Source organism: Brevundimonas sp. (assembly GCF_036659295.1).
GTDB lineage: Bacteria > Pseudomonadota > Alphaproteobacteria > Caulobacterales > Caulobacteraceae > Brevundimonas.
This window is the reverse complement of record NZ_JAVXCU010000158.1, coordinates 1-545: the sequence shown is the minus strand read 5'-3', so window position 1 is coordinate 545 and position 545 is coordinate 1. Positions and strand designations below refer to the sequence as shown.

Annotated in this window: 1 protein-coding gene; it reads right to left on the bottom strand. The window is 59.1% G+C overall.

Features of this window, described 5'->3' with window-relative positions; genetic code table 11:
* On the bottom strand, positions 1-509 hold a 509-nt coding region (locus tag RSB01_RS14090; protein ID WP_332625755.1), incomplete at its 3' end, for a glyceraldehyde 3-phosphate dehydrogenase NAD-binding domain-containing protein.
* Between the last annotated feature and the right edge of the window lie 36 nt (positions 510-545).

Genomic DNA, 545 nt, shown 5'->3' with positions numbered 1-545 from the left:
ATGTTGCCGGCAGCGGCACGGCCACCGCGCCAATCCTTCTTGGAGGGGCCGTCCACGGTCTTCTGGGTGGCGGTGGTGGAGTGAACGGTGGTCATGAGGCCGTCCTTGATGCCAAAAGCGTCGTTTAAGACCTTGGCGATGGGGGCCAGGCAGTTGGTGGTGCAGGAGGCGTTGGAGACAAAGTTCATGCTCTTATCATAGGATGTGTTGTTGACACCCATGACGAACAGGGGGGTGTCATCCTTGGAGGGAGCGGACATGATAACCTTCTTGGCACCGGCATCGATGTGGCCCTGAGCCTTGCCCTTTTCCAGGAACAGGCCGGTGGACTCCACGACGTACTCTGCGCCGATTTTGCCCCAGGGAATCTCGGCGGGGTTCATGCAGGCGTAGACCATAACCTTACGGCCATTGACGGTGATGCTGGTGTCGTCGTAGGACACCTCGCCGTCGAAACGGCCGTGAACGGTGTCGTAGCGGAGCATATACGCCATGTAGTCAGGGGTCATGCCGGGGTCGTTAATGCCAACGAACTCGATGTTGGG